The organism is Prochlorococcus sp. MIT 1307 (genome assembly GCF_034092395.1).
GTDB lineage: Bacteria > Cyanobacteriota > Cyanobacteriia > PCC-6307 > Cyanobiaceae > AG-363-K07.
This window is the reverse complement of record NZ_CP139301.1, coordinates 1,385,391-1,409,217: the sequence shown is the minus strand read 5'-3', so window position 1 is coordinate 1,409,217 and position 23,827 is coordinate 1,385,391. Positions and strand designations below refer to the sequence as shown.

General features: G+C 42.2%; 24 protein-coding genes. 16 read left to right on the top strand and 8 right to left on the bottom strand.

Annotated elements, in window-relative coordinates:
* Positions 1-3: 3 nt before the first annotated feature.
* Together SOI82_RS07175 and SOI82_RS07170 are read left to right on the top strand one after the other, a co-directional pair.
* Complete coding sequence (locus SOI82_RS07175) at positions 4-681, top strand: lecithin retinol acyltransferase family protein (RefSeq protein ID WP_320666765.1); 678 nt, start codon at positions 4-6, stop codon at positions 679-681.
* 27 nt (positions 682-708) lie between these two features.
* Complete coding sequence (locus tag SOI82_RS07170) at positions 709-2,451, top strand: DNA polymerase III subunit gamma/tau (protein WP_320666764.1); 1,743 nt, start codon at positions 709-711, stop codon at positions 2,449-2,451.
* Positions 2,452-2,464: 13 nt separating this feature from the next.
* On the opposite strand, the gene SOI82_RS07165 is transcribed toward SOI82_RS07170, so the two are convergent.
* Together SOI82_RS07165 and SOI82_RS07160 are read right to left on the bottom strand one after the other, a co-directional pair.
* A complete protein-coding gene (locus tag SOI82_RS07165; RefSeq protein ID WP_320666763.1) occupies positions 2,465-3,796 on the bottom strand; it encodes a glycosyltransferase family 2 protein in 1,332 nt (443 codons plus the stop codon).
* A 24-nt stretch (positions 3,797-3,820) separates the two neighbouring features.
* On the bottom strand, positions 3,821-5,371 hold the full coding sequence (locus SOI82_RS07160) for a SpoIID/LytB domain-containing protein (protein ID WP_320666762.1): 1,551 nt from the start codon (positions 5,369-5,371) through the stop codon (positions 3,821-3,823).
* A 118-nt stretch (positions 5,372-5,489) separates the two neighbouring features.
* Here SOI82_RS07160 and rpmI point away from each other — a divergent pair, with 118 nt between their 5' ends.
* The 3 genes from rpmI to SOI82_RS07145 all read left to right on the top strand — a co-directional run bounded on the left by rpmI (position 5,490) and on the right by SOI82_RS07145 (position 6,792).
* Positions 5,490-5,687 (top strand): 50S ribosomal protein L35, encoded by a 198-nt coding sequence (gene rpmI / locus SOI82_RS07155; RefSeq protein ID WP_320668378.1) that lies wholly within the window; start codon positions 5,490-5,492, stop codon positions 5,685-5,687.
* A gap of 66 nt (positions 5,688-5,753) precedes the next feature.
* Complete coding sequence (rplT, locus tag SOI82_RS07150; protein ID WP_320666761.1) at positions 5,754-6,101, top strand: 50S ribosomal protein L20; 348 nt, start codon at positions 5,754-5,756, stop codon at positions 6,099-6,101.
* 133 nt (positions 6,102-6,234) lie between these two features.
* Positions 6,235-6,792 (top strand): tetratricopeptide repeat protein, encoded by a 558-nt coding sequence (locus SOI82_RS07145; RefSeq protein ID WP_320666760.1) that lies wholly within the window; start codon positions 6,235-6,237, stop codon positions 6,790-6,792.
* Here SOI82_RS07145 and SOI82_RS07140 read toward each other — a convergent pair.
* Complete coding sequence (locus SOI82_RS07140) at positions 6,760-7,323, bottom strand: hypothetical protein (RefSeq protein WP_320666759.1); 564 nt, start codon at positions 7,321-7,323, stop codon at positions 6,760-6,762. The two genes, SOI82_RS07145 and SOI82_RS07140, sit on opposite strands and share 33 nt — an antisense overlap.
* 104 nt (positions 7,324-7,427) lie before the next feature.
* On the opposite strand from SOI82_RS07140, the gene SOI82_RS07135 reads away from it, so the two are divergent.
* From SOI82_RS07135 to SOI82_RS07120, 4 genes are read left to right on the top strand one after another with little or no spacing between them, the layout of a single operon-like run.
* Positions 7,428-8,246, top strand: coding sequence for a thiazole synthase (locus SOI82_RS07135; RefSeq protein ID WP_320666758.1), 819 nt, complete (start codon positions 7,428-7,430; stop codon positions 8,244-8,246).
* 58 nt (positions 8,247-8,304) lie between these two features.
* Complete coding sequence (locus SOI82_RS07130) at positions 8,305-8,472, top strand: high light inducible protein (protein WP_320666757.1); 168 nt, start codon at positions 8,305-8,307, stop codon at positions 8,470-8,472.
* 58 nt (positions 8,473-8,530) lie between these two features.
* Positions 8,531-9,727: an NAD-dependent epimerase/dehydratase family protein gene (locus tag SOI82_RS07125; protein ID WP_320666756.1), complete on the top strand. Its 1,197-nt coding sequence runs from the start codon at positions 8,531-8,533 to the stop codon at positions 9,725-9,727.
* Positions 9,728-9,756: 29 nt separating this feature from the next.
* A complete protein-coding gene (locus SOI82_RS07120) occupies positions 9,757-10,905 on the top strand; it encodes a glycosyltransferase family 1 protein (protein WP_320666755.1) in 1,149 nt (382 codons plus the stop codon).
* Between the two features lie 7 nt (positions 10,906-10,912).
* Here the strand turns inward: SOI82_RS07120 and SOI82_RS07115 are convergent, their stop codons facing one another.
* The 4 genes from SOI82_RS07115 to SOI82_RS07100 all read right to left on the bottom strand — a co-directional run bounded on the left by SOI82_RS07115 (position 10,913) and on the right by SOI82_RS07100 (position 16,021).
* Entirely contained in the window at positions 10,913-11,173 is a 261-nt protein-coding gene (locus tag SOI82_RS07115) for a hypothetical protein (RefSeq protein WP_320666754.1), read from the bottom strand.
* A 139-nt stretch (positions 11,174-11,312) separates the two neighbouring features.
* On the bottom strand, positions 11,313-14,237 hold the full coding sequence (gcvP, locus tag SOI82_RS07110) for an aminomethyl-transferring glycine dehydrogenase (RefSeq protein WP_320666753.1): 2,925 nt from the start codon (positions 14,235-14,237) through the stop codon (positions 11,313-11,315).
* A 72-nt stretch (positions 14,238-14,309) separates the two neighbouring features.
* Positions 14,310-14,699, bottom strand: a complete 390-nt coding sequence (gene gcvH / locus SOI82_RS07105) for a glycine cleavage system protein GcvH (RefSeq protein WP_320668377.1) — start codon at positions 14,697-14,699, stop codon at positions 14,310-14,312.
* A 20-nt stretch (positions 14,700-14,719) separates the two neighbouring features.
* Entirely contained in the window at positions 14,720-16,021 is a 1,302-nt protein-coding gene (locus SOI82_RS07100) for an aminotransferase class I/II-fold pyridoxal phosphate-dependent enzyme (RefSeq protein WP_320666752.1), read from the bottom strand.
* Positions 16,022-16,147: 126 nt separating this feature from the next.
* Between SOI82_RS07100 and SOI82_RS07095 the strand changes: the two genes are divergently transcribed.
* Positions 16,148-17,068 (top strand): acyl-CoA desaturase, encoded by a 921-nt coding sequence (locus SOI82_RS07095; RefSeq protein ID WP_320666751.1) that lies wholly within the window; start codon positions 16,148-16,150, stop codon positions 17,066-17,068.
* Here SOI82_RS07095 and SOI82_RS07090 read toward each other — a convergent pair.
* On the bottom strand, positions 17,053-17,772 hold the full coding sequence (locus SOI82_RS07090) for a hypothetical protein (RefSeq protein WP_320666750.1): 720 nt from the start codon (positions 17,770-17,772) through the stop codon (positions 17,053-17,055). The two genes, SOI82_RS07095 and SOI82_RS07090, sit on opposite strands and share 16 nt — an antisense overlap.
* Positions 17,773-17,853: 81 nt before the next feature.
* On the opposite strand from SOI82_RS07090, the gene SOI82_RS07085 reads away from it, so the two are divergent.
* The 6 genes from SOI82_RS07085 to SOI82_RS07060 all read left to right on the top strand — a co-directional run bounded on the left by SOI82_RS07085 (position 17,854) and on the right by SOI82_RS07060 (position 23,784).
* Positions 17,854-18,786, top strand: coding sequence for an acyl-CoA desaturase (locus SOI82_RS07085; protein ID WP_320668376.1), 933 nt, complete (start codon positions 17,854-17,856; stop codon positions 18,784-18,786).
* 35 nt (positions 18,787-18,821) lie between these two features.
* Entirely contained in the window at positions 18,822-19,280 is a 459-nt protein-coding gene (gene rplI / locus SOI82_RS07080; RefSeq protein ID WP_320666749.1) for a 50S ribosomal protein L9, read from the top strand.
* Positions 19,281-19,344: 64 nt separating this feature from the next.
* Entirely contained in the window at positions 19,345-20,760 is a 1,416-nt protein-coding gene (gene dnaB, locus SOI82_RS07075) for a replicative DNA helicase (protein WP_320666748.1), read from the top strand.
* Between the two features lie 27 nt (positions 20,761-20,787).
* On the top strand, positions 20,788-22,767 hold the full coding sequence (gene mnmG, locus SOI82_RS07070; RefSeq protein ID WP_320666747.1) for a tRNA uridine-5-carboxymethylaminomethyl(34) synthesis enzyme MnmG: 1,980 nt from the start codon (positions 20,788-20,790) through the stop codon (positions 22,765-22,767).
* A 35-nt stretch (positions 22,768-22,802) separates the two neighbouring features.
* Positions 22,803-23,399 carry a chorismate lyase gene (locus SOI82_RS07065; protein ID WP_320668375.1) on the top strand — a complete coding sequence of 199 codons (597 nt, stop codon included), beginning with the start codon at positions 22,803-22,805 and terminating at the stop codon, positions 23,397-23,399.
* A 226-nt stretch (positions 23,400-23,625) separates the two neighbouring features.
* Complete coding sequence (locus tag SOI82_RS07060; protein ID WP_320666746.1) at positions 23,626-23,784, top strand: hypothetical protein; 159 nt, start codon at positions 23,626-23,628, stop codon at positions 23,782-23,784.
* The last annotated feature ends 43 nt before the right edge of the window (positions 23,785-23,827 follow it).

Below are 23,827 nucleotides of genomic sequence, written 5' to 3'. Positions count from 1 at the left end.
TACGTGAGTGTCGCCGATCATCTTGAAGTACCAAGGCATCATGGTCTTTTTAAGCATCACGGGATTGATCTAGGCGATGGGACAGTGGCTCATTATCAAGAGGGGCATGAAATTCTTAGAAGCTCAATTCAAGATTTCAGTGCAGGTCAAAATATTAAGGTAATCATTCATGATAATGCTTCCTCAAATGATTTAACTTTACGACGAGCAATTAGTCGAATTGGGGAACAAAGATACAACTTACTTTTCAATAATTGTGAGCATTTTGCAAACTGGTGCAAAACAGGCAAGCATCACAGCAACCAAACAGAAGACTTCCTCAAAAAAAGCAGTCTTGGCGCAATGGCAATAGGAACGATAATACCTGCAGCCTTTTGGACTACTTTAAATCTCCTTTTAAAGCAAGACCTAACTGACAAGTCTACGCAACAAAAAGCTCAGAAAATAACAAAAATCCTTAAAAGATTACGATTAATTCTCATTAATAAGCTTGAATCGACTTTACAAGAATTAGAGGGTTTGATCAATACTAATCAACAATCAAATACAAGTCCATATCAAAACCAAAAAACACAAGCTTTGATCGTGCAAGGACAAAATCTTGGTGATCAATTAAATACTATAGAAAGTGTTGAAGTTGAAATTACTAGGCTCCTTAAGAAAGCAAAGTCTAAAAAATGAGTATTCTTGATATGTCGCAAGCAGCGAATGAGCGAGACCTACCAGCCGCTGCATCACAAATACAGACCGGAACGCTTCGACGAGCTTGTAGGTCAAGAGGCTATTGCAACAACTCTGAAACAAGCACTTATTTCAAATCGAATAGCTCCTGCTTATCTATTTAGTGGGCCTAGAGGAACAGGGAAAACCTCAAGTGCAAGAATTCTGGCCCGCTCTTTAAATTGCCTCTCAAGTACACAACCAACCACTGAACCATGCGGTAGTTGCGAGGTTTGCAACGCTATTTCCTTAGGCACATCACTGGACGTAATAGAAATTGACGCTGCTTCCAACACAGGTGTTGACAATATCCGTGAACTAATTGAAAGGTCTCGTTTCTCCCCTGTCCAAGCTCGATGGAAAGTCTATGTAATAGACGAATGTCATATGCTCTCCACCGCTGCCTTCAATGCACTACTCAAAACACTTGAAGAGCCACCCCCAAAAGTTGTATTTGTACTTGCCACAACAGATCCACAGCGAGTACTGCCAACTATTCTTAGTCGTTGCCAATGCTTTGATTTTAGAAGAATTCCACTCAAAGCACTAACCAAACATCTCGCAATGATTGCTTCTAAAGAAGCAATTTCAATTGAGCCAAAAGCACTTGATTTAATTGCTCAAAGAGCTCAAGGAGGCCTAAGAGATGCTGAAAGTCTGCTGGACCAGCTCAGTCTGCTACCACAGCCAATCCAAATCAATTCAGTTTGGGATTTAATAGGTGCCGTTCCTGAGCAAGAGTTGCTAACACTTGCCAATGCCTTAGCGCAAGAAGACCCAATAAAGCTTTTAATCACTTGCCGACATCTTCTGGATCATGGAAGAGATCCCTTACCAATTCTTCAAGGTTTGGCCTCAATACTTAGAGATCTCGTCCTTCTAAATGCAGCCCCGGATCGTCCTAACCTGGCAAGTGTGTCTCAGGAGTTACACAAAGAACTAGGAGAGCTTGCGAATCAATTGACGCTTGAAAAGCTTTTAGAATGGCAAGCAAAGCTCAAAGGAACAGAAACTCAACTACGCCACAGTATGCAACCTCGACTGTGGCTAGAAGTCTTGTTGCTTGGTCTACTGTCAAGAAGTGAACAAACCCAAAGCAAAATTCAACTTGAGAACAAAGGAAAAATAAAGGATATCAGCCTTATTAAACAAAAATCTGCGCAAGAAAACCAACAGCCAATCGCCCCAATAACTAAGCCATCCGATCAAAAAGTCAGAATCAACAATTCAAGCAATGTTCCAATAAATACTGAAAATGAACCAAAGGAAAATTTGACTGAGCTGTGGCAACAAATTCTTGGCAGTCTCGAGCTTCCTTCTACAAGAATGCTGCTATCGCAACAAGCAAAACTTGTTCGCTTAACTAACAAAAAAGCCTTTATCCAAGTATCAACAAACTGGATGGGAATGGTTCAAAGTCGACTCAGTCTTCTTGAGCAAGCCATACAAACAACTCTTGGAAGTCCTAGAGAGCTGATGCTAGAAAGCTTGCCTGATAATGAATCATTACCAATCAAAGCAGAATTATCTAATCAAACAAATTCTTCAAGCTTTCATTTAAAGAGTCAATCCACAACAAACCAAATAACTCGAAACTCATTGCCTCAAAGCAAAGAAAATACAGATTCAAATACCAGCAATAAGCAAGCTGAGGTAGACAATGAAATTGACAACAAAGCAAAAAATCTAGCTGATTTCTTTAATGGCAAAGTGTTAGATATAGAAATCTAAAAATTTCCCAACCTCATACTTGGACCGTTTGTTGTCCATGATGATTTGTCTTAGCCCATACAAGCTTCTTAGGGAAAACAGCCATTCGAACAGTAACCCAAGGAATTACTACAAACCAATGCCCCAAATAAATGATTGCCATCAATAATCTGAAAGGATCAGGAGAAGGTAATTCAGGCCCTTCACTAATAGTTCGACAACCACGCCAATATGCTAATCCAGAAATACTGAAGGCAGCGATTGAAAGAGGCCAATAAACAGGCATCGTTCTAGTAACTACAGATGTAATTAAATCAAATAAAGAAACAATTGGAAGGGAGTATTGAAGAAGAAAGAAACACATCAAATCCCAACGCTGGAGAAAAGTCAGCCGATTAGACATCAACAAAGGCCAATAATCAAGAAATCGCTGCAAGCCTCCTTCAGCCCAACGTTGTCTCTGTCTCCAAAGACCTGGAATTGTTCCAACACCCTCTTCTTGAACTGGTGGATCCCAAAGAATACCCACCAATGCTCCAGAAATAAGCAAGCGAAAACTAAGATCCAGATCATCAGTAACTGTGTCTTCATTAAAACCTCCACATTGATCAATCACTGGGCGAAAGAGAAGCTGGCCATTCCCTCGTAACTCAACTACTCCCCTTCCTGCTAAACGTCCTTGCTGAATAACTGCATCCATAGCCATTTCCATAGCCTGAAAACTTGTTAAATGATTTTCAGAGGCATTTATCACTGCTTTTCTCAATTGAACAGCTGACCACCCACCAGCTCTTGCATAAGAAACAAGACGATGAAGTGAATCCTGCTGCAATTGAGCATCTGCATCAAGAATCAATAACCAATCACCATGCACCTTGGTTAAAGCCTTATTAAGAGCTCCTGATTTACCGCCACCTGCAGAACTTGACCGCCTAATAACATGAAGATTCTTATGCTGCAAACATAACTTTTCCAAAATTAAGGGAGTTCGATCCTGACTCCCATCATCAATAATCCAAGTAGAAATTTTTTCTTTGGGATAAGAAAGCGAGGCAATATGCGCAACCAATCTTTCAATTACTGCTTCTTCATCTCTGGCCGCAATCAAAACATCAACATTCGGCAAACTTTTTTCATCTATTAATTGAAATGAGCTGGAATTCGACTTGACCAACGACTGTTCACGATCTCGCAAAAAAACAGTCCTCAAACCATGACTGCCTAACAAAAACACCAAAATCAAAACAGGCCAAAGACTACTTTCAGATTCCATCCAATGTGGTGCTGCACCAGCACAACAACAAGCAATCAAGAACAAGGCTGTCTTGCCACGTCGGTACTGTCCAGTCACAGCAACCGCAGCCATGAATATTCTCGCAGTGCAGAAACTCTAAGGGGCTTTGGGTAAGTCCTGCAAAGTTCCATAAGTTGTACCTGGGTAATAGTGTTGAAGAATTTGCGAAGTCTTCCATCCTCGCATTGCCAAATCAATAGCACCCGACTGGGACATACCTACACCATGGCCAAAACCTCCACCAAAAAACTGCCAGGAACCGTCTTTTAATTCATTCACAACAAATAATGTGCTTGGTAAATCAGGAAGAACTCTCCTAATTTCATCTAATTTCAAGACAGTTTTGAAGGATTTGTCTTTAGCCAAAATCTCTAAAGCCAGCACTCTGCCACTAATGCCACGGTCCAAAACCTTTACCTGACCAGGAAATTTATTTGCAACTTTAAAAGAAATCAATGCATTTTTTAACTTTTCAGCATCGAAATTACGTGTCCACCTAAATCGAGAGTGTTGGCGCCCATATGCTCCATTGGCCTTAGTCTTAAGCAAATGAATAGCAGCTTTCTTTTTTAGAGGTAAAGGAAAACTATTCACCCATTCTTTGGAGCCATCTAATCGGGCTTTCAAATATGGAACAGAGGACATTGACCAGGCCTCATTAGCAGAAGCCATAACACCTCCATTACTAGCGTGATATACAGAATGAATTGGCTTATTTCTCCAACTCAAATATTTACCAGCTGTATTAGTAATGGCATTTCTAACCCTTTTACTCGCTTGCCGAGGGTCCTTGTAAACCTGACACTGAGTATCACTACAAAGATGATATCCATCAACAGCAAAGCGATGGCGATTAGCCAAGGCCCAAGTCCTCGCCAATACCGCTTGTGCCGCAAGCGCTGCTGATGGAGCCGCAGGACCAATCTCATGTGGAACAACTCCAAGTAAATATCTTTCAAGTGGGACATGCTCTACGAATGTCCAGCTTCCATATGCATCTTTTTGCAGCCAAAAGGGGCCCATATAAACCCCATCATTGAATTGCACTCCATCTGGAGCTTCTATCTTGATAGGACCAACTAAACGATGCCCACTGGCTCCCTTTAATACAGGTTGAACTTCTGAAGTAAGGGTCTGCTTCCAGGGCAAAGCGTTAATTGCCTTTGGCACTGTTGCTTGATAAGCAGCCCAAAGCTCCCATTCCTGAGGGTGTGCTATTTGCGTTGAAATACCTGCATTCTCTAACTGAAGAGCTACTCGCTCAGCAGACTCAAAGCTTGCAAAAGGTCCAATGACTTGCCTTCTAAGCATTTTAGGCGTCGATAAAGGGACCTTTCGCCAAGAAATTGTGATCTCATGAGATTTGTGAACCAATCCACTTGCATCCTTCAATATCAAAAGTTTGCCAGTACTTTTTAGACGTAGTGATTCAGCCGGTCTTAAATCAGAAGTCCCTCTTCCCAAATAAGGCTTTAAACCAACTAAGAGAGAAGAGTTCTGACCAATAGTTTTCGAATAATCTCCACTAGCTGCCTGTTCAGATAAATCAACTTTTCTTGATGGATCTACAGAATAGTGGCTACACCCAGAGAGAATTGCTGGAATACTTAAGCAAAAAGCACGTAGAAATAACTTTGAAGAAGTCATTCGACTAATAAATTGAGATAGTCAAAGCTGACCAATACTTGCGCAACATATAATGTCTATTTGGTGTGAGGCGGGTCAAAGAAGTAATGTTGTTGATTGTGCTTGCCTTCAGACAGATATGCCAAAGCTAAAGACCCGCAAAGCTGCTGCAAAGCGGTTCAAAGCAACAGGCACTGGCAAGTTCATGCGGCGTCGGGCTTTCCGCAATCATTTGCTAGACCACAAAAGTCCCAAACTCAAAAGACATCTTGCAACAAAAGCAGTTGTAGATGATAGGGATGCTGAAAACGTAAGTCTGATGCTCCCTTACTCCTAAAAAGGACTGGCAACACAATTCTCAAGCCTATCCGCCGACCTAACTTTCTCCACATCGATTTTTCTCATGGCACGTGTCAAAAGAGGCAATGTAGCCCGTAAACGTCGCAACAAAATACTTCGCCTGGCTAAGGGCTTTAAAGGCAGTAATGGAACCCTTTTTCGCACTGCCAACCAACGTGTCATGAAGGCACTATGCAATGCATACCGTGACAGAAGGCGTCGCAAACGTGATTTCAGACGTCTATGGATTGCTCGAATTAATGCAGCTGCAAGAATTAATGGCATGAGTTATAGCCGGCTAATCGGCGGACTCAAAAAAGCAGACATACGTCTGAATAGAAAAATGTTGTCTCAACTAGCTTTACTTGACCCTCAAAGCTTTTCTGAAGTAGTCACTTCAGCTAAAAATTGACCCATAACTAGCTTTTATCTTGCTATTTAGGGGGAATATAAAGCTTTTAAGAAAGTCACTCGTGATGATGTCCATCTATTTTGAAGTCAAAAATTAGCCCATTGTTTGAGCCGAACTGCGAAAGTATTAACTTATGGACACCATTCTTCCACAAACATATCTCATCGGCCTAACTGGCTTACTTGTTATTATTGCCATCTTAGTAGGGCGACAACTTCTTAGAGTTCGTCGCGATGAAGTTAACCTGATTAAACTGGAAAAAGGTGGTGCAAGTTCCTCGAAAGATGCTGCAGAGCTATATGAACTTGCTTCTGTTCAACTAAGAAAAAGATTATATCCACAAGCAACTTCTACCCTTAAAAAAGCCTTAAAGAGACTTGAGGATGAACCTAGCGAAGCAAAAGCTGTTATTGAAAATGCACTAGGTTTTGCATTAGCAGCCCAAGAAGATTTTGAATCTGCAATTCCTCACTATAAAGTAGCAATTAAAGCCAAGGCTAATTACCCGGTAGCTTTAAATAATTTAGCTTTTGCAAAGCAACGCTTAATGCAAGAAGATGAAGCCTCAAAGTTATATAAAGAGGTATTAATTATGGACCCTAAAAACAAAACTGCTTCTAAACGTCTTAAGCAATTGGAAAGGAATATTGCAAACAGTTCAGGAAAAAGTGAAAACGGATTGGGCTTTTGAATTTACCTTACTGCAAGTATTTTTAAAATCTAAGCGTCCGCCTGAATCATTTAATCTTGATGGCTTCCATGCCAAACTTTTAATGCCATCTAAACCTAAAAAAGTTCCACCTGGTTCAATGCCTGCAATTAATTGATTCGAAATTAGTATCAACTCTATCTGATTAGATCTTGCATTTATATTGCCACTAATACTGGTTGTCACCCCATCAATGAGGACCTCACCATGAAGAACAACTATTTGGCCAATCGGCTTTACTTGAGAAAAGAACAATGTCAAATCAAGTTTCGAGCCATCATTAAATGAGCTATAAGTACCACACCATTTTCGAGCAAGTGTCTTTGCTATTTCTTTTGCCCTCTCAATCGAGTCAAAACTCTCTACAGAGCCTTCAATCACAAAAGGTATAACTTCAATTTTTGGTTCAGGCGCAACTTGCATTTCCTGTATCAGAGGCTCATCCTTAATCGCACTAGGCATAGATTGCTCCAACACCGAAGCATTGGCCACCAACAATTGAAAAAAAGGCATTCATTCCACCAGACTGATCCTTGGTGACAAGCTAAGTCCAATCATGGAATCAGGATGTCTCACAAGGCAATTCAAAACCCTCTCATACAGCTCAACGAGTTTCGATGAAAAAAAGCAAGGATCTGCTAACAATCGGCAAGAAAGATTTCAGTAGCAGGCTTTTCACTGGAACAGGGAAGTATTCAAGCGTGGAAGTAATGAAAAAAAGCTTACTTCTCTCAGAAAGCCAAATGGTGACAGTAGCTGTCAGAAGAGTACAAGCTCTGGCCCCAGGTCATGAAGGGCTTATACAAGCAATTGCCTGGTCCAAATATTGGATGCTGCCTAATACTGCTGGTTGCACAAATGCAGAAGAAGCGATTCGTGTTGCACGACTTGGGCGAGAACTAGCAAAACTGTCTGGTCAAGAAGACAACAATTTCATCAAACTTGAAGTGATCCCTGACCAACGTCATTTGCTACCTGATCCATTTGACACCCTTCAAGCTGCAGAACAACTCATTAAAGAAGGTTTCACAGTTTTGCCATATATCAATGCTGATCCACTTCTAGCAAAAAGACTTGAAGAAATTGGCTGCGCAACTGTAATGCCCTTGGGCTCTCCAATTGGCTCCGCACAAGGCATAAGAAATGAAGCCAATATTGGATTGATTATCGAAAATTCAAAAATCCCAGTAATTATTGACGCTGGCATTGGAGTCCCTAGCGAGGCCGCCCAAGCTCTAGAAATGGGGGCTGCCGCAGTGCTAGTGAACAGTGCAATTGCCATGGCTAATGATCCGCCAGCAATGGCAAAAGCAATGGCAAAAGCTGTTCAAGCTGGAAGAGAAGCCTTCCTTGCTGGCCGCATCCCTCAAAAATCAACCGCATTCGCCAGTTCCCCAAACTCAGGGCTGGTTACTAAAAGCAGTAACGGAAAGTAACGGAATGTTTCCTCTAAAGTAATTAATTAAATATTCTCGGCCGAGCGATTGAAATCCAATGTCCGTTACAGAAGAATCAGGCGGACGGCTTAATGCCTTTGCAAAAGAACCCAAAATTGAAGTAATTAGCCAAGAGTCTAGTAATAGGAATAACTTTCAGCTAATAATTTTTAGCCTAGTAATGCTTATAATGGCAATAGTTGGCTATGTGGTTTTCATTAGCTGAAAAGCCTGTAGTAGCTTGACTAAATTGAGCGAGTAGCTCTTTTCTCCAGGAGTGTGGGTTGAAAGTTCTAGTTCTTGGTGGCGACGGCTTCTGCGGCTGGCCTTGTGCAGTGAACTTGGCCGACCAAGGCCACGATGTTTTAATCGTGGACAATTTAAGTCGGCGAAAAATAGATATTGATCTGGAAGTGGAGTCTCTAACTCCCATTTCGAGCATGGGAGACCGCCTTAAAGCTTGGGAAGAAATAGGTGGTCAACCTATGAAGTTTGAGAACCTAGACATCTCAAAAGAATACGAACGGCTGTTAAAGCTTCTCAAACACGAACAGCCAAATGCCGTCGTGCACTTTGCAGAACAAAGAGCAGCTCCCTACTCAATGAAAAGCAGCGCAACTAAGCGCTACACAGTGGATAACAATGTCAACGGGACACACAACCTTTTAACAGCAATTGTAGAAAGCGGCCTAGATATCCACATTGTGCACCTTGGCACTATGGGGGTTTATGGATATGGATCTCACCGAGGAGCCACAATTCCTGAAGGTTATTTAAAAGTAGAAGTTCCTCAGCCAGATGGAACTCGTTTCGAAGAAGAAATACTGCATCCAGCCAGTCCTGGGAGTGTCTATCACATGACCAAAACGCTAGACCAATTACTTTTTCTTTATTACAACAAAAACGACAATGTACGAATAACTGATCTTCATCAAGGAATAGTTTGGGGCACGAATACTGATGCCACTAATAGAGATCCAAGACTGACAAACCGCTTTGACTATGACGGCGATTATGGGACCGTTCTAAACCGCTTTTTAATGCAGGCAGCAATAGGGTATCCACTCACAGTGCATGGAACAGGTGGGCAAACACGTGCTTTCATTCACATCCGAGATTCAGTGAAATGTGTCCAATTGGCCCTTGAAAATCCCCCAGATAAAGGGGAACGGGTCAAAATCTTTAATCAAATGACTGAAAGTCACCAAGTTGGTGAGCTTGCCAAGAAAGTAGCGGCCCTTACAGGTGCGAAACTGAACCACTTACCAAATCCAAGGAATGAAGCTGTAGAGAATGACTTAATAGTTGATAATCGCTGCTTTATTGAACTTGGACTAAATCCAACTACCCTTGATGATGGCTTGCTGACTGAAGTAGTAGATGTAGCGCGACGCTGGTCAGACCGCTGCGATCGCAATCGGATTCCATGCGTATCAGCTTGGACATCCACTCAAGCCAAAGCAATTAAAAAGCCGTCATAAATGGACCTGCTCTCTCCACCATTACGCAAGTGAAGATCGCTTTTTTTACCGAGACTTTCCTTCCTAAGGTAGATGGAATAGTTACGCGTCTCACAAAAACAGTTAAACATCTCATTGCTGCGGGAGATGAGGTAGTCGTTTTTTGTCCTGAGGGATGCCCTAGCAACTACATGGGGGCCAAGGTTGTAGGTGTTCCAGCGATGCCATTACCCCTTTATCCAGAATTAAAGCTTGGACTCCCAGGACCAGCAGTATCAGAAGCTTTAGAAAGTTTTCAACCAGATTTAGTTCATGTCGTAAATCCTGCGGTCCTCGGATTAGGAGGAATATGGCTAGCGAAAACAAATAACATCCCTCTTATTGCTAGCTACCACACACATCTCCCGAAATATCTCGAGCACTATGGAATGGGTATGCTCGAACCATTGTTGTGGGAACTCTTAAAAGCTGCACATAATCAAGCTGTTCTCAATCTATGCACTTCTACAGCAATGGTTAAAGAACTTAGCGAGAAAGGTATTCAACATACTGCTTTATGGCAACGCGGAGTTGACACAGAAGTATTCCGCCCAGAATTACGTAACGATGAAATGCGTCGACGTCTCTTAGGTAATTTTACTGATGAAGGGGCGCTATTGATATATGTTGGGAGACTTTCAGCGGAAAAGCAAATAGAGAGAATTAAGCCTGTATTAGAAGCATTACCTCATACACGACTTGCTCTTGTTGGCGATGGACCTTACCGACAACAACTAGAGAAAGCCTTTGAAAACACTCCAACTACTTTCGTTGGATATCTGGCCGGAGAAGAATTAGCTAGTGCTTATGCTTCAGGAGATGCATTTTTATTTCCCTCTAGCACCGAAACCCTAGGTTTGGTTCTCTTAGAAGCCATGGCAGCAGGGTGTCCTGTAATAGGAGCAAATAGAGGAGGTATACCAGATATTATTTCCGATGGAAAAAACGGGTGTCTCTTCAACCCCGATGGAAACAATCAAGGATCACAGAGTTTAATAAATGCCACTCAAAGATTGCTAAAAAATGATCTTGAACATATATCAATGCGAAAAGCAGCAAGAGAAGAGGCTGAACGATGGGGTTGGGCTAGTGCTACTAATCAATTAAGAGATTATTACCATCAAATTCTTGAAAACCAATCAATAAAAATCGCTGCATAAAGCAATATTAAGCAGCCTGTGGGGGCGGAGTTGGAGAGCCCAGTGGCTGAAAAGGTAGTACTAAGGTTGCCCATCTTTGAGGCCTTTCAGGCCTCTTTTTTTGTGGATGGCGTATTCCAAATGGAACACGAACCACATTTGTTCCTTCAATCTGAAATGACTTCCCACTATTCATTGCAACCTCAAGACCTTCCGAAAAAGAAGGCAGAATCAACTCCTCCTTCTCATGGATAGATGAAGGTTTATCAGACGAAGTGTTGCGAATCATGCTGTCCCCTCCAGCAATGAGTACCGCTGCGGCAAAGATTAGTCAGAAAACATCTCTAGGCAGCGTAATAAAACCAAAAATTCGGTTTTCGATGAAAATTTACCTCTTTTTGGTCTCTTCGGCCAGAGGGTCTATGAATTTATAGTTCGTTGAACTCCTCAAAAGTATTACAACTACAAACCAAATTGCGATCTCCATATGCGTTATCAATCCGAGCAACAGCCGGCCAGAACTTATTTTTACGCTGCTCTATCAATGGGAAAGCCGCTTTAGCACGAGAATATGGGCGATCCCATTCCTCTGCTGTAACAGCTCCCAATGTATGAGGCGCACGTTTCAATGGATTATCCAAAGCATCAAAATCACCTAATTCAATTGCCTTGATTTCTGCTCGTATGGAAATCATGGCCTCACAAAAACGGTCCAATTCTTCAAGACTTTCACTCTCAGTTGGTTCCACCATCAAAGTTCCAGCCACAGGCCAACTAACAGTTGGGGCATGAAAGCCATAATCCATCAACCGCTTAGCAATATCATCAACCTCAATTCCAGCAATCTTTTTAAGTGGGCGTAAATCCAAAATACATTCATGGGCAACTAATCCTTTAAGGCCCTTAAACAGAACTGGATAAAACGGATTTAGTCGATGAGCAATGTAATTTGCAGACAGCATTGCAATTGAACTTGCTTGTCGCAAGCCTTCTGCACCCATCATGCGCAAATACATCCAGCTAATTGGCAAGATTCCTGCACTCCCAAATGGGGCCGCAGAAATAGCGCCAATGCCCTGATTCCCACCACAATTTGCTAACGGATGCCCTGGAAGATATGAAATTAAATGAGCAGCAACAGCGATAGGCCCAACACCAGGTCCTCCACCACCATGAGGAATACAAAAAGTTTTATGAAGGTTGAGATGACAAACATCTGCTCCATACGATCCAGGCTTACAAAGACCAACTTGAGCATTCAAATTTGCGCCATCCAAATAAACCTGTCCACCATGCAAATGAACAACATCACATATATCTCTGATACGTGGTTCAAAAACTCCATGCGTTGAAGGATAGGTAACCATTAAAGCGGCTAATTGTGAGGAATGAGCTTCTGCCTTTTTAGCTAAATCTTCCAGATCAATATTGCCGTATTCATCACAGGTAATAGGCACTACTTTAAATCCAGCCATGACTGCACTAGCTGGATTAGTGCCATGAGCACTAGTAGGGATTAAACAAACATTTCTATGAAAGTCTCCACGCGATTTATGCCAAGCACGTATCACTAATAGTCCGGCAAATTCACCTTGAGAACCTGCATTTGGCTGCAAAGAAACACCCGCAAATCCAGTCAATAAGGCTAACCATGACTCTAAGTCTAAAACTAATTTTTGATAGCCTTTTGATTGATCTATTGGAGCAAAAGGATGTAGAGCAGAAAATTCTCTCCAACTAATAGGAGCAAGTTCAGCTGCAGCATTTAACTTCATGGTGCAACTTCCCAAAGGGATCATTCCATGAATCAATGAAAAATCTTGTGCTACTAAACGCTGGATATATCGCAAAAATTCTGTTTCACTATGGTGAAGGTTAAAAGCAGGCTGAGTTAACCAATTCTTAGTGCGTAAAGGAATTTCAGGAAGCAAAGACTCCAGGTTGAAATTAGTTATTTCTACTGACTCGATAGGTTTCCCAATAGCATTAGCCAATATTTTATGAAGTGTATCTAATTCTTTTTGATCAGTTAGTTCATCAAAAGTAATCCCAAAGCCTTTCGCATCATTGACAGAAGCGCCTAAAGGAAGAACTCTGAGATTTACACCCTCCTCCTCCGCTAATTTGTGAACTTCTAAAGCATTGTCAGCAAAAACTTCAACGGTATCAAAGCGAACCATCTTTACAAGGGAATAGCCAAGCTGAATCAAACAATTTTCGAGCTGAGCACGAAACCTAAGAACTTTCAGAGCTATAGACCTCAAGCCAGATGGACCATGATGCACCGCATAAAACGATGCGATAACAGCCAACAAAACCTGTGCAGTACAAATATTGCTAGTTGCCTTATCCCTTCGAATATGTTGCTCCCGTGTTTGTAAAGCCAACCTCAACGCTGGCTCACCATCTGCATCAACAGATTGACCCACTAAACGCCCTGGAATCTGACGTTTAAAAATCTCTTTAGTTGCAAAAAAAGCTGCATGAGGACCCCCAAAAGCCATTGGGACTCCAAACCTTTGAACACTACCAACGGCTATATCAACTCCCAGATCTCCTACTGGAGCCAATAAAACCTGCGCCAGAGGATCAATGGCTACTGTCACCAAAGCATCAACATTATGGGATTTGGCAATAACATCGGAAGGGTCCCAAAGCTTTCCACTGCGACCAGGCAATTGCAAAAGAATCCCAAAGACTTCATCATTTAATTCAAACAATCTTGGTTCTGAAACCTCTAAACAAATTCCAAGAGGTTCAGCTCTAGTACGCAAAACAGCAAGAGTTTGTGGCAAAACATCTGAATCAACCAAAAATCTTGATCGATCAGAGCTTTTATTTATTGCAAAGGCAAGACTCATAGCCTCTGCAGCCGCTGTAGCCTCATCCAACAATGAAGCATTAGAAATGGGTAAGCCTGTTAGCTCACTAATGAGCGTCTGAAAGTTAAATAAAGCCTCCAGTCTGCCCTGCGAAATTTCTGCCTGATATGGGGTATATGCGGTATACCATCCAGGATTCTCAAGAACATAACGATGAATGGCCGCTGGTGTTGCTGTGCCGTGATACCCCAGTCCTATCAAGGAGCGTCGAACACAATTTTGGACGGCAATTAACCTAAGTTCATCGAGTGCTTGCAATTCTGAACACCCTTCAGGGAAAGATCCCTTCGGTGGTGAGGAGTCAAGAATATCGGCAGGAACAATTTCCGAAATAAATTGAGCCAGGTCAGCATGACCTAATACATTCAAACATTGATTTTGATCCTTTGAGTTGAGGCCAATATGTCTTTCAAGAAAACTAGAAAGGACATTAATTCTCGCCGCCACAGGCTTTTTATCAAGCACGGGCATAAATCCTAAGACCCTTGCAAGATTAAAAAGGCTTTAGAAGAAATGCCTTACAAAAAAAATGATCAAATAATTTTAGTTAGCTGCGAGTTTGCTCTTATACGAGTCAGCATCCATTAAATCCTCCAATTGAGAAGGTTCAGATGGCCTTACTAACAAAAGCCACCCTTCACCATGAGGATCATTTTGAAGGTCTTCTGGACTAGAAAGAACAACTTCATTCCTTTTCAGCACTTCTCCACTAATTGGGGCGTACATGTCCTCAACTGCTTTGACTGACTCAACGGAGCCGAAAGTTTCTCCCATAGTTAAAGAAGTGCCGATATCAGGAAGGTCCACAAAAACTATGTCGCCTAACTGATCTACAGCAAAAGCGCTAATGCCCACACGAACAAACTCGCCATCTAAAGCGGCGTATTCGTGATTGTCAGCAAATCGAAAATGATCTGGGAAATTGAAGGCAATCAAATTGGACCAAGAAAACCTCACCTAGTCTGGGGCAAATCCAAGAATCCTGCCTTAACAAGCTCACAAAGAGCTCTAATTAGTGCAATTTTTATATGTGAATGATGTGTTCCTCCCTGAACATAGAGGTTATATGGAGGTCTTAGAGGAGCATCTGCAGAAAACTCACTAGTGCTTCCATCAATAAAAGTACCTCCAGCCATAATCAAATCATCTGCATAGCCTGGGGTTGAAGAAGGTACTGGATCTAAATAAGAACCAACAGGTGACGAAACCTGAAAGGCCTTGCAAACAACTTGCAAGGCCTTTGGATCACCTAACCGAACTGCTTGAATCACATCATTGCGGCAATCAGGCAATGCTGGTTGGACCTCAAAACCAAGTGCTTGAAAAACTCCTAGGACAAGATCTGCACCAATCAATGCTTCTGCAACCATTTGTGGAGCAAGAAATAAACCTTGAAGCAGAACCCTATTTAAATCAAAACTTATGCCACCATGAATACCAATACCTGGAGAGGTGAGCCGGTAACAAGCCATTTCAACTAAATCAGTTCGACCCGCGACATAACCCCCTGTTGGAACTATTGTTCCTCCTAAATTTTTAATCAAAGAACCCGCAATTAAATCAGCCCCAACCTGACAAGGCTCTTTATCTTCAACCAACTCTCCATAACAATTATCTATAAAACAAATGCAATTAGGTTGTTTATGATGAATATATGCACAGAGTTTTTGAATAGAGTCTATCGACAAAGAAGGCCTCCAAGAATAACCACAACTTCTTTGAATAAAAACCATCCTCCTTTTAATTCCTAAAGCATTTTTTAAAGAAATAAAATCTATTTCTCCATTTTTATCCAAAGGCAACTCTTCATATAAGACACCAAAATCAACAAGGGAACCTTGACCTGAACCACGGACACCTAAGACTTCCCCAAGAGTGTCATATGGACTACCTGTAACAGAAAGTAATTGATCTCCGGGACGCAAAACCCCAAACAATGCAGCAGCTATTGCATGGGTCCCACTGACAAATTGAAGCCTGGCAGCAGCCCTCTCAGCTCCAAGAACTCTTGCAAAAACTTTATCTATTACTTCCCGGCCCAAATCACCATGACCATATCCAGTTGTAGACACAAAATGCTGGGTTCCAACTCGCTCTTGGGTGAAAGCATCCAAAACCTTTTCAAGGCAAGGCATAACTGCTTCTGTTCGCTTTTGCCGCAAGGGCTCTTGTTGTTTAGCAACAGAAAAAACAAGTTTCTTGGCCCATGCTTTAACCAGTTCCTCATTTATTTCAGCTGAAGGAGGTCTAGACACAGCTAATGAAGTACGAGGTTTACAGTTCCTTTAGATTCTTATTCTTAGTTCTCACTTCGCCCACTATTCCATTCGCTTCTGTTCACATCCTCTAAGAAGCGGCATTTGTATAAAACGGAGGTAATCTTGGTTTCAACTGTCCCACCATCTAATAAATCCTCCCGTGAGCTCCGCCTAAGAGCAGGAATAATTTCACGTAGAGAGCCGCTGCCCCCCAGTCAAAGGCCATTTCGAAGCGGCACAACAAGCTTCATGCTCTTTATGCATATAGCTGCTGCCTTTGCACTTCTACCGCGTTTCTGGAGTTGGCAAGGGTTCACAGCTTTTGCAATCCTCTACTGGATAACCGTATTAGGAGTAACACTCGGACTTCACAGGCTGGTTTCTCATCGCAGCTTTGTAGCTCCTCGTTGGCTAGAGAGAGTTCTGGTAATTATGGGAACACTTGCATGCCAGAGCGGACCTATTGAATGGGTTGCTCTACATCGACACCACCATCAATTTTCTGACCAACCAAATGACCATCACGATGCAGGGAGAGGCTTTTGGTGGAGCCACAGCGAATGGATGCTTCATGAAATCCCTGCATTACGACATAGCCACAAACTTGCTGGTGATCTATTAGCTGATCCTTTCTTCCGATGGCTAGATCACTGGTTTCTTCTTTTACAAATACCAATCTTTCTATTGTTGTATTGGTATGGCGAATTGAACCAAGTACATGGAGGAGGCATAGGCCTGGTGCTTTGGGCAATTCCGCTACGCTTAGTGGTCGTATATCACGTCACTTGGTTAGTCAATTCCGCTACACATACATTTGGCTATCGAAATTTCAACTCCCCAGACCTCTCTAGAAATTGCTGGTGGGTTGCTCTACTAACTTTTGGAGAAGGCTGGCACAACAACCATCATGCATTCCCCCAAAGTGCTCGCCATGGTCTGAGATGGTTTGAATTTGATATAACTTGGCAACATATCAAGCTCTTAAAACGTTTGGGTCTTGCTAGAAAGATTCGTCAAGCAAAATATTCTCAAGGGGTTTCTTGATTTTTCATTTCCAAGACTTTTAAGCGTAAATCGTCAAGAAACTCTTTTGTACTTCCAGTGAATTCCTTTCCAACCAGTGTCAAATGAGTGGTGTGCAAATCAATTAGTTCTCCATCTAATTGCTCAGCGCTGTAATCCCTAAGTCCAGCCATTACCTGGGCAAAACGTTCGCGACGCTGAGCTTTAACAATTGGATAAGCAGACATAACCTCATCTCGACAAAGCCTCCAAGATTTACCACAACACAAATATTCAGCCAAAGCAGCACTTAGCAAAGCAGACTCACTTTCTTCAATAAACCAATCGAAACATGATGGTAAAGGCGCTAACCCAAGAAAGATTTCAAACAACTTCCCTGCACTGAGAGGTTGACCATCATCTCCTGTTAATGGAATCGCAGACTCCATAAGCACGGTTAATAATTCAGGGTGAATTTCTCCAAGGCGATCACTAATTGTTTCTATTCCTTCGTGGAGGACAGCATTAGCTTGGGCAAGAGCGAGAAAAACTTCAGGGCCAGGGGAAGCAAGTTTTGCATTGCGCAAATTAGAAATTTGCGAGTTGTGAACCCGCCCAATATCTAGTGATTCTGCTAGGGCGGGTAAGACCTTATGTGACCAACCATTTCGCTCATGCCAAACGTGAATGAGATGCGCCATAGCACGACGCCCATCAAACAACTGTTCACGAAAGCCAGGAGTCACAAAATCAGATTTAAGATCAAAGAAAGAGAAGTAATATCAATTCTTATCAGGTAATGTAGGCGGATATTTAGCTTATCAATGATGGCATATCGCATGATGGGAGCTCCTGCGCCTCTAAGTAAGCCAATTGATTCAGAAAAGGCATTTCAAGTTGCCCAAAAGCTTCATACCCCACCTGTCTCCAATCGCCAATATGAAAAGAAAGAACAAAGGCGCTGGGGAACAGTCGGGTTCATGCTTACCATCCACCTTTTAACAATAATTGCACTACTTCCACAATTCTGGAGCTGGCAGGCAGTCTGCTCAGCCTTGATTCTCTATTGGATTACAGCATGCCTTGGAGTAACACTTGGTTATCACCGTCTTTTATCACATCGTGCTTTTGTAGTTCCTAAATGGCTGGAGCGTTTCTTCGCAACCTGTGGAGCTTTAAGTTGCCAACATGGGCCAATTGATTGGGTAGGACTTCATAGGCATCATCACACTTTTTCAGATATGGATCCAGATCACCACAACAGCCACAAAGGCTTCTGGTGGAGTCACATGGGATGGATGTTCGAACCTATCCCTGCAATGAATGCAGTACCCCGTCTAAGTGGAGACTTGTACAAAGATCCCTACTACCGTTGGCTCAACAAAAACTTCCTACTACTTCAAATTCCTTTAGGAGCAATACTTTTTTGGATTGGAAAAGAAAGCGGAGTAAATGGCTGGAGCATGGTGTTATGGGGAATATTTTTACGTTTGGTTTTGGTTTATCACGTGACTTGGTTAGTTAATTCAGCCACTCACTGTTGGGGAAATGTTGTTTATGACAGTGGAGATTGCTCTCGAAATAATGCCTGGGTTGCTGCACTCACCTTTGGCGAAGGATGGCATAACAATCACCATGCTTTTCCAAACTCAGCACTTCAAGGACTTCAACGAGGACAGATTGACCTAACTTGGCAACATATTCGTTTTTTGCGCGCCTTAGGCTTAGCGAGCAACATCAGACTGCCCGCCGCGTATTAATGTTGTAAATCGGCTGATCTCTAAATTTCAATATCATGGCTAAGCGAGTACAAGTTGTTCTCAACGAGGACGTCCTTAGCCTCGGCAAAGATGGAGATCTCGTTGAAGTTGCTCCGGGTTATGCGAGGAATTTTCTACTGCCCTTTGGGAAAGCGTTACCGGTTACTCCAGCAGTGATGAAACAAGTGCAGCATCGTCGAGCTAAAAAAGCTGAACAAGAGGCTGCTCTCAAACAAGAAGCACTTGACTTCCAAACTGCATTGGTCACAATTGGCCGCTTCACGGTGAAAAAACAAGTAGGCGAAGACGGAGTTCTATTTGGCACTGTGACTAATGGAGATGTTGCAGAGGTCATTCTTGAAGCAACCAAAAAAGAAATAGACCGTCGGGAAATTACCGTCCCAGAAATTCACAGCACTGGAAAATACAAGGTTCAAGTAAAGCTGCATAGTGAAGTTACAGCTGAAATCAACCTTGAAGTTTCAAGCTACTAATCACTTGCAGGGTTGACCTAAGAAATCCAAAGTAAGTCCCCACCCTTCTCAATGGTTCGTATACATGGTGAGCGTCCCACTACCTAATAATGGAGATGCTTCCAAACAGGCATCAAAAAATTACAAACAATCTCCTACCTCAAAAGAACCATATTTCGAAACTCCACCTGATTCAATACCACCACAGAACCTCGAAGCAGAAGAAGCTATTTTAGGAGGGATCCTTTTAGATCCAGATGCCATAAGTAGAGTCGCAGACTTACTACAGCCAGAAGCTTTTTATCTCAATGCCCATCGGGAAATTTTTCGCACTGCCTTGATGCTCCATAGCCAAGGTAAGCCTACAGATTTGACCGCGATGAGCGCTTGGTTAGCAGATACTGGATCTCTTGAAAAAGTCGGAGGTAGCACTCGTTTAGTTGAACTAGTAGAAAGAGTCGCCACCACTGCTTCCATTGAACAAGTCGCAAGGCTTGTCACGGATAAATTTCTTCGTCGTCAGCTCATCCGCTCAGGCAACGAAGTTATCAAACTAGGTTTTGATCAAGGGCTACCAATGGAAGAAGTTCTAGATCAAGCAGAGCAAAAAATCTTCTCCATCAGTCAAGAAAAACCTTCGAAAGGGCTCACGCCAACAGCAGAAATTCTTACAAGCACATTCAACGAAATTGAAAGTCGTTCTCTAGGAACTTCTGTAGCAGGAATCCCAGTCAATTTCTATGACCTTGATGCCATGACCCAAGGTCTCCAACGCAGTGACTTGATCATTGTTGCAGGAAGACCGGCCATGGGGAAAACGTCAATAGTGCTCAATCTTGCAAAAAATGTGGCTCAGCTTCATGGACTGCCGGTCTGCATATTCAGCCTTGAAATGAGCAAAGAGCAACTCACCTATCGACTTCTCTCAATGGAAGTAGGTATTGAAAGTGGGCGACTGAGAACTGGTCGCTTGCAACAAGAAGAATGGCCACTGCTAGGACAAGGTATTAATACTCTTGGTCAACTGCCGATATACATCGATGACAAACCAAATTTAAGTGTGTTGGAAATGCGCTCTCTTTGCCGAAGATTAATTGCTGAACAAGGAAAAGAACTTGGACTTGTAGTGATCGACTATTTGCAGTTAATGGAAGGCTCAACCCCTGATAATCGAGTACAAGAGCTTTCAAGAATCACAAGAGGTCTCAAAGGAATGGCAAGAGAAATGAAAGTTCCAGTTGTAGCTTTATCCCAACTCAGTCGAGGTGTCGAGTCACGCACTAATAAACGTCCAATGCTTAGTGATTTGAGAGAGTCTGGCTCAATAGAACAAGATGCTGATCTTGTTCTAATGATTTACCGCGATGAGTACTACAACCCTGAGACTCCTGATAGAGGTATCACAGAACTAATTGTGACCAAACATCGAAACGGTCCAGTTGGAACAGTAAAACTACTATTTGAGCCTCAATTCACACGATTTAGAAATCTTGCTGCATAGCACCAAAAGACAGCTCATGATGACTAAATGGACAAATTGAGCAACACCAACGAAACCTTTGACGTAATTGTCGTTGGCGGAGGTCATGCAGGCTGTGAGGCTGCTCTAACCACTGCTCGCTTAGGACTATCAACCGCTCTATTTACTCTCAATATCGACCGCATCGCGTGGCAACCCTGCAACCCTGCTGTTGGAGGACCAGCTAAAAGCCAACTCGTCCATGAAGTAGACGCCCTCGGAGGGATTATTGGAAAATTAGCAGATACAACAGCCATACAAAAACGGATTCTTAATGCAAGCCGAGGGCCAGCAGTTTGGGCTCTGAGAGCTCAAACAGATAAACGCTTATATACACAAAAAATGCTTCAAATTTTACACGAGACTCCAAACTTAGCTATTCGCGAAGCGATGGTAACTGGACTTGAAGTAGAAGAAGAGATGGATAAAAATTCTAAAAATAATAGCTCTCTTATAAAAGAAAGAATTGGACAAATTAAAGGAATAAAAACTTACTTTGGAAGCATCTACAAAGCTAAAGCAGTAATTCTGACAACAGGAACTTTTCTAGGTGGGAAAATATGGGTAGGCAACCAATCAATGGCTGCAGGGCGCGCTGGAGAACAAGCAGCAGAGGGTCTGACAGAAGCACTGCAAAAATTAGGTTTCCAAACAAATCGACTGAAAACTGGAACCCCTGCAAGAGTTGACCGAAGAAGCATTCAACTAAATTCTTTAGAGGAACAACCAAGCACTGCCGCAGACCGTTTCTTCTCATTTGATCCCAAGGCTTGGTTTAGTGGAGAACAAATGAGCTGTCATATAACTCGGACTACAAAAAAAACACACCAGCTAATAAAAGAGAACCTACACCTAACACCTATTTATGGAGGTTTTATCAATAGTAAAGGTCCTCGATACTGTCCTTCAATTGAGGACAAAATAGTACGTTTTGCAGACAAAGAATCTCACCAAATCTTTCTGGAACCAGAGGGGGCGAACACTCCGGAGATTTACGTTCAAGGGTTCTCGACTGGCCTACCAGAAAGTATTCAGCTGGAACTACTTAGAACACTTCCTGGCCTTGAAAATTGTGTAATGTTACGCCCTGCATACTCAGTTGAATATGACTATCTGATTGCAACACAATTGCTCCCATCGTTAGAAACAAAAAAGATAGGAGGGCTATTTTCTGCAGGCCAGCTAAATGGAACTACTGGTTACGAAGAAGCAGCAGCTCAAGGATTAGTAGCAGGAGTAAATGCAGCTAGACTGATTAATAGTCAAGAAGCAATACACTTTGGGCGTGAAGACAGTTATATAGGGACAATGATTGATGATTTAGTTAGTAAAGATCTTCGTGAGCCCTATCGCGTATTAACAAGTAGAAGTGAATACCGACTTGTACTAAGAGGAGACAATGCAGATAGACGTCTGACTCCACTCGGCTACAAACTCGGACTGATTGACCACAGGCGATGGCTATTATATCAATCCAAGCAAAAAGCCCTAGAAGATGAAAAGCAGCGTCTAGAAACATACAGACTTAAAGAAAGTGATCCAAAAGCAAAATTAATTACAGAAGAAACTGGTGCGCCAATCAAAGGATCAATTCAATTGGCAGATCTATTGCGTCGACCAGGTTTCCATATAACTGACTTAGCAAGACACGGCTTATCGGACAAAACACTTCCTATAGCGGTTAAAGAAGGTGCAGAAATTGACATCAAATATAGTGGGTACTTAAAACGTCAAACTGCACAAATTGAACAATTTAAAAGACAAACAAAAAGGATATTTCCAGATAATATAAATTTTCAAAAAATAACAACAATTTCTCAAGAAGCCCGAGAAAAATTAGCCGAATGTAGCCCCAAAAACCTTGGCCAAGCAGCTGAATTGCCAGGGGTCAGTAAAGCTGATTTAACTGCACTCCTCGTTTGGCTAAAGCTCAACCATCATCCTGAAGCTAACAAAAAATACGAATTAGATAACAACCAAAGACAATGACATTGATACCTACTCCTCATTTTAGGAGGTGACTCCTGAATAATTCACTACTTATTTCACCTAAACCAGTTTGGGAAGCCCCTACCAATGCTGTCCTTTATGGTCAAGGTCCACAAAAACTACCAGGCCCATGGCAACTCATGCTGCTAGGCGATGGGAGTCCAACTCGTCATCTGCATCTTCTAACTGGGCATGAAGTCCAAATAAAGTTGATTGCAATGGCATACGAATCTTCACCAAACAAAGGTGCTCCAATAGAAACAAAAGAGCTAGCTCCTCCATTACTAAGGCGACAGGTATGGCTTACATGCAATTCTCAAACTCTTGCCTGGGCAGAAAGCTGGTGGAACCACAAAGAAGCCGAATTACACCTTAAAAACAAAGAGCTACCAATATGGAAAAGTCTTACTCAAGGACGATCAGAGCTTTTTCGTGAAGTGGATGGATTGGCGTTAGTAAAAGCTGACTGGCTGGAATCAGAGTTTCAACAAAAAGGTCCTTTCTGGAGTAGGCATTATCGATTCTTTCGACAGGAGCGAGAGCTAACTGTTATTCGAGAAGTTTTTAGTCCTCAACTAGAAAGATGGCTTGGGCCCACCCCTCGCAAAGAACTAGAAATCAACCAAAAATAATGTCTATATTAAATAGAATTATGCTTGACAACTTGCCAACTTTCATGGTTGCCGGATTATAGGTTTAATGAATTACTGACATAGCGTCATGCTTCAACTGGTTAACCCTCACTAATCTAAATCTGACTCCACGCCTCCCAATTTGCAATCAAGCTACAAAGTTCACACAAGGGAGCCAAGTCCAATCAAGGACAAGCAAACACTACCTTAAAAGCTTCTTGCTCTAATGACTACTACACAAAAGATCCAAGCTGCTGAAGCAAGGGTTAAAGAACTTCAGCTATTAATTAGATATTGGAAGGCAAGTGAAGCTTCTTCAGAACATATTGCTTTTGAATTAATACAAGGATTTGTCACTGAAGACTATGAATCAATTGCCTCTTAAACTTATGAACGAATTAACTCCTGATATTTATTTATCGCTTAAT

Coding starts and splice junctions, on each gene's coding strand:
- SOI82_RS07170 (WP_320666764.1), top strand. CDS start 709: ATGAGCGAGACCTACCAGCCGCTGCATCACAAATACAGACCGGAACGC.
- SOI82_RS07165 (WP_320666763.1), bottom strand. CDS start 3,796: ATGGCTGCGGTTGCTGTGACTGGACAGTACCGACGTGGCAAGACAGCC.
- SOI82_RS07160 (WP_320666762.1), bottom strand. CDS start 5,371: ATGACTTCTTCAAAGTTATTTCTACGTGCTTTTTGCTTAAGTATTCCA.
- rpmI (WP_320668378.1), top strand. CDS start 5,490: ATGCCAAAGCTAAAGACCCGCAAAGCTGCTGCAAAGCGGTTCAAAGCA.
- rplT (WP_320666761.1), top strand. CDS start 5,754: ATGGCACGTGTCAAAAGAGGCAATGTAGCCCGTAAACGTCGCAACAAA.
- SOI82_RS07145 (WP_320666760.1), top strand. CDS start 6,235: ATGGACACCATTCTTCCACAAACATATCTCATCGGCCTAACTGGCTTA.
- SOI82_RS07140 (WP_320666759.1), bottom strand. CDS start 7,323: ATGCCTTTTTTTCAATTGTTGGTGGCCAATGCTTCGGTGTTGGAGCAA.
- SOI82_RS07135 (WP_320666758.1), top strand. CDS start 7,428: ATGAAAAAAAGCAAGGATCTGCTAACAATCGGCAAGAAAGATTTCAGT.
- SOI82_RS07130 (WP_320666757.1), top strand. CDS start 8,305: ATGTCCGTTACAGAAGAATCAGGCGGACGGCTTAATGCCTTTGCAAAA.
- SOI82_RS07115 (WP_320666754.1), bottom strand. CDS start 11,173: ATGATTCGCAACACTTCGTCTGATAAACCTTCATCTATCCATGAGAAG.
- gcvP (WP_320666753.1), bottom strand. CDS start 14,237: ATGCCCGTGCTTGATAAAAAGCCTGTGGCGGCGAGAATTAATGTCCTT.
- SOI82_RS07085 (WP_320668376.1), top strand. CDS start 17,854: ATGGCATATCGCATGATGGGAGCTCCTGCGCCTCTAAGTAAGCCAATT.
- rplI (WP_320666749.1), top strand. CDS start 18,822: ATGGCTAAGCGAGTACAAGTTGTTCTCAACGAGGACGTCCTTAGCCTC.
- dnaB (WP_320666748.1), top strand. CDS start 19,345: ATGGTGAGCGTCCCACTACCTAATAATGGAGATGCTTCCAAACAGGCA.
- mnmG (WP_320666747.1), top strand. CDS start 20,788: ATGGACAAATTGAGCAACACCAACGAAACCTTTGACGTAATTGTCGTT.
- SOI82_RS07060 (WP_320666746.1), top strand. CDS start 23,626: ATGACTACTACACAAAAGATCCAAGCTGCTGAAGCAAGGGTTAAAGAA.